Here is a 3,529-nt window from a genome sequence, read left to right as displayed (position 1 = left end):
CTTTTGTTGGTTTCTCGTGGGTTTATGTTGGTTGTTTTCGGGGGGGGGGGTGGTGGGCCCCCCCCCGTTTTCCCCGGTTTACCCCCACCCCCCCCACGGTGGGGGAGGGGATCAGGCGATGGCGCGTCCCGCGTAGTCCGGGACCGGGGCGAGGTGCGTGTCGAGCGCGGTGGCCACCTCGGCGGGGAACGGCGTCGCGCGGCCCCCGGATACGTGCAGGCACAACAGCTCTTCGGTGGCGACCAGTTCGCCGCCGACCCGCATCTCGTGGCAGAGCCGCACCTTTTTCGCGCCGACTGACAGCACGGAGGTCGTCACTTCAAGCTCGGCGTCCGCGCCGACTTCGCGCAGGTATCGCACGTGAGCCTCCACTGTGTACAGCGACGCCCCGGTTCTCTCGCGGTAGCCGGGACCGAGGCCGACGATGTCCATCAGCGCGGTGGTCGCGTCGCCGAAGACGAGCACGTAATACGGCTCGGAGAGGTGGCCGTTGTAGTCGATCCACTCTGGACGGACCCGGTCGCGGTACTCAGCCACGACGGGCCTGCCCGACCGCGCGCTGGATCGCGATGACCGCCCGGTCGCGTTCGGCGATCAGATCGGCGATGGTGCGCCCGTCCGCCTCGTCGTCGCAGCCGGCGACCACGGCGTCGCGCAGGTCTTTGGTGAGTTCCGGCGCTTCGAGGCGGGTCCACGGCGACTTCAGCGACGGTCCGAAGTGGTCGAGCATGTGCGCCATGCCGCCCTCGCCGCCGGCCAGGTGGAACGTCAGCATCGGGCCCTGGATCGGCCAGCGGAGGCCAGGCCCGTCGGTGATCGCGAGGTCGATCTGCTCGACGGTCGCCTCGCCGTTCGCGACCATGTGCAGGGCTTCCCGCCACAGCGCTTCCTGGAGCCGGTTCGCGATGAACCCGGGCACCTCGCGGTCCATGGTGATCACGGACTTGCCGACGCGCCGATAGAACTCGGCGGCCCGCTCGACCGCCCACGGCGCGCTGAGCTTCCCGCCCGCGACCTCGACCAGCGGGATCAGGTACGGCGGGTTGAACGGATGCCCGACCACGAGCCGTTCCGGCGTCTTCGCGGCGACCTGCATTTCGGTCATGCCGTAGCCGGAGGTGGACGAGGCGATCACGACGTCCGGCGCGGTGACGGCGTCGATGTCGGCGAGCAGTTTCTGCTTGAGCGCCAAGTCTTCCGGCGCGCTTTCCTGCACGAAGCCCACGCCGTCGACGGCTTCCGCGAGCGTCGCGGTGACGGTGAGCCGGTCTCGACTCGCGCCCGGCTTGAGGCCCAGTTCGGTGAGCGCGGGCCAGGCGGCGTTGACGAGTCGTTCGAGCTTCTCGGCCGCGTCCGGCGCGGGGTCCCAGGCCCGGACGTCGAAGCCCTGGGCAAGGAAGTGCGCGACCCAGCCGCCGCCGATGACTCCGGCTCCGATGCAGGCGACAGTGTCCACAGTGGTCTCAGGCATGCACGCGCTCCTTCAGGCCCAGGATTTCCCGCGCCCGGTCCGGGCTGGCGATGTCCGCGCCGAGCTTCTGCACGATGTCGACCGCGCGTTCGACGAGCTGGCCGTTGGTGGCCTTGACGCCGCGCGCGAGGTAGAGGTTGTCCTCCAGCCCGACCCGCACGTGCCCGCCCAGCAGCACCGACTGCGCGACCCACGGCATCTGGTCGCGTCCGATGGCGAACGACGCCCACTGCGCGCCTTCCGGAAGGAGGTGCACCATCGCCTGCAACAGACCGGGATCCGGCGGAGCGCCGTACGGGATTCCCATGCACAGCTGGAAAAGCGGCGGCGGGTCGATCAGGCCTTCGGAGACCATTTTCGTGGCGAACCAGAGGTTGCCGGTGTCGAAGATCTCCAGTTCGGGCTTCACGCCCAGCTCCTGGATCCGCTTCGCGCCGGTGCGCAGCATGTCCGGAGTGGACACGTAAAGCTGGTTGCCCTCGCCGAAGTTGAGCGAACCGCAGTCGAGCGTGCAGATGTCCGGCAGGAGTTCCTCGACGTGCGGGAGCCGGTCGTGCGCGTTGACGAGGTCGGTGCCGTCGACCGGCTTGAGCGGGTCCTCGGCGTCGATGACGAGGTCGCCGCCCATGCCCGCGGTGAGGTTGACGACGACGTCCACCCCGGACTCTTTGACCAGCCGCACGGCCTCGCGATACAGCGCGACGTCCCGCGACGGGGCTCCGGTTTCGGGTTCGCGCACGTGGATGTGGACGACGGCCGCGCCGGCGTTGGCGGCCTCGACGGCGCTCTCGGCGATCTGCGCCGGGCTGACCGGGACGTGCGGGCTCCGGCGGGTGGTGTCCCCCGCGCCGGTGAGCGCGCAGGTGACGATGACCTCGTGGTTCATCAGGCTCCTTGGACGATCGAGCGGTCGATGAAGTCGTGCAGGTGCGCGCGCATCGCGCCCACCGTGCTGCCGGGCCGTCCGGTCAGCACCTGGATGCCGAGGCCGTCGATCAGCGCGGTGAGCTGCGCGGTGGCGGCCTCGGGGTCGGCCAGGCGGAACGCGCCCTGCTCCTGGCCGGTGCGGATGGTCATGAGAATGGTCTGGTACCAGCGGTCGTAGGAATCGGTGTAGAGCGAACGCAGCCGCGGGTCGAGCGCGACCTCGTTCCAGACCTGCAGCCACACCGACCATTCGGCGCGCAGCAGGCCCTCGGTGGGCAATTGGAGTTCGACCAGCTTGAGCAGCCGGTCGTGTGCGCCGGGCACCGCGTGCAGCTCGGCGACCTGGCGGTCGAAGGCGAGCTTTACGTTGCGCCGCAACGCTTCGTCGAGAACTTCGGTCTTGGTGGGGAAGTGGTAGTGGATGGCCGCGGTGCTGGTGCCGCACGCTTGGGCGATGTCGGCGATGCGCACCCGGTGATAGCCGCGTTCGGCGATGAGCTGCCAGGCGGTTTCGAGGATTCGTCGTCTTGGCTCGGAGTGGGCCAGGTCGTCCGGGTCGCTCGCGGTACCGGCCGCGGGGGCTGGGACGGCGGTGACGGTTTTGGCGTCGTCGCTGCCGTTGAGCAGCCAATTCACGGTTACGCCGGAGTATTCGGCCACGCGGACGAGTTCGTGCGGGGAGAACCGGCGGGAGCCGTTGAGGGCCTTGGAGAGTTTGGTCTGGTCCAGGCCGATGGCGGCGGCGAACTCGCGTTGGGGGACGGGCATGGACTGGATCAGCTGGCGCACTCGTTCTCTCAGCCGGTCTGTTTCGTCCATGGCCGGAGACGGTAACTCCGCGTTGCGAAAATCGCAACTCTGGTGGGGTTTGACACGTAACGGTTTGAAAGAACGGTTGTGTGCCAAGGAGTTGCGATCTTGGATTGACTGGCGGATCAGTCGGTGCGGGGTGTGGTCGCGGGGTGATTCGGGCGGCTCGTCGCCTGGCGGCGACATTGCGCCCGTTGGTTGCGTGGGGCACCCCGAAGCTTGAGTGTGCTGACGGTTCGGGGGTGCTTGTCAAGGCGGGAAAGATGCCTTGACAAGCACCCCCGAACCGCAGGGCGGCTTCGTATCGGGGTGCGGGGGAGG

4 protein-coding genes are annotated in these 3,529 nt (G+C 68.7%); all 4 read right to left on the bottom strand.

Annotation, left to right across the window (positions count from 1 at the left end):
• Positions 1-111 precede the first annotated feature (111 nt).
• Genes ACWDNU_RS44950 through ACWDNU_RS44935 form a run of 4 tightly spaced genes read right to left on the bottom strand, consistent with a single transcriptional unit; the run spans position 112 to position 3,217 of the window.
• The gene (locus ACWDNU_RS44950) at positions 112-537 is read right to left on the bottom strand and encodes a thioesterase family protein (protein ID WP_370936927.1); all 426 of its coding nucleotides are present in this window, start codon (positions 535-537) and stop codon (positions 112-114) included.
• Complete coding sequence (locus ACWDNU_RS44945; RefSeq protein WP_449673344.1) at positions 530-1,471, bottom strand: 3-hydroxyacyl-CoA dehydrogenase NAD-binding domain-containing protein; 942 nt, start codon at positions 1,469-1,471, stop codon at positions 530-532. The genes ACWDNU_RS44950 and ACWDNU_RS44945 overlap by 8 nt, the downstream gene beginning before the upstream one ends.
• Positions 1,464-2,357, bottom strand: a complete 894-nt coding sequence (locus ACWDNU_RS44940) for a 3-keto-5-aminohexanoate cleavage protein (RefSeq protein WP_449673343.1) — start codon at positions 2,355-2,357, stop codon at positions 1,464-1,466. Before ACWDNU_RS44940 ends, ACWDNU_RS44945 begins: the two co-directional genes overlap by 8 nt.
• Positions 2,357-3,217: a TetR family transcriptional regulator C-terminal domain-containing protein gene (locus ACWDNU_RS44935; protein ID WP_449673342.1), complete on the bottom strand. Its 861-nt coding sequence runs from the start codon at positions 3,215-3,217 to the stop codon at positions 2,357-2,359. Before ACWDNU_RS44935 ends, ACWDNU_RS44940 begins: the two co-directional genes overlap by 1 nt.
• Positions 3,218-3,529: the final 312 nt, after the last annotated feature.

The sequence above is a fragment of the Amycolatopsis sp. NPDC003676 genome (assembly GCF_053587275.1).
The sequence above is the reverse complement of the archived record's forward strand: the minus strand, read 5'-3'. Positions and strand labels throughout refer to the sequence as shown.

Coding starts and splice junctions, on each gene's coding strand:
- ACWDNU_RS44940 (WP_449673343.1), bottom strand. CDS start 2,357: ATGAACCACGAGGTCATCGTCACCTGCGCGCTCACCGGCGCGGGGGAC.
- ACWDNU_RS44945 (WP_449673344.1), bottom strand. CDS start 1,471: ATGCCTGAGACCACTGTGGACACTGTCGCCTGCATCGGAGCCGGAGTC.
- ACWDNU_RS44935 (WP_449673342.1), bottom strand. CDS start 3,217: ATGGACGAAACAGACCGGCTGAGAGAACGAGTGCGCCAGCTGATCCAG.